Source organism: Microbacterium sp. SMR1 (assembly GCF_003289625.1).
Lineage (GTDB): Bacteria > Actinomycetota > Actinomycetes > Actinomycetales > Microbacteriaceae > Microbacterium > Microbacterium plantarum.
The window spans coordinates 1-229 of sequence record NZ_QMBN01000007.1 but is presented as its reverse complement, the minus strand read 5'-3'; the positions used below and the strand labels follow the sequence as shown (position 1 = coordinate 229).

The window sequence follows — 229 nt, the reverse complement described above, 5'->3', positions numbered from 1 at the left end:
GCCGCCGCGGGGCGGTGCGTGCAGGTGCAGCCCGGGCCGGATGGGATGTCGGATCTCATCGCGACATTGCCCACCGTGATCGCCGACGGGATCGTGGACCGGCTGACGCGGCAGGCGCGGGAGATCATCAACGCGCGGGTGCAGGGCGACGCGGCTGGTGTCGGCTCTGCGGACGCCGATGCGGAGAGCGATGCTGAGAGCGCGGAGGGCGACGGGTCGTCGTTCGTCG

General features: G+C 72.5%; 1 pseudogene. It reads left to right on the top strand.

The window, feature by feature from the left end:
• A pseudogene (locus DO944_RS16000) lies at positions 1-229 on the top strand (hypothetical protein); the annotation flags it as partial.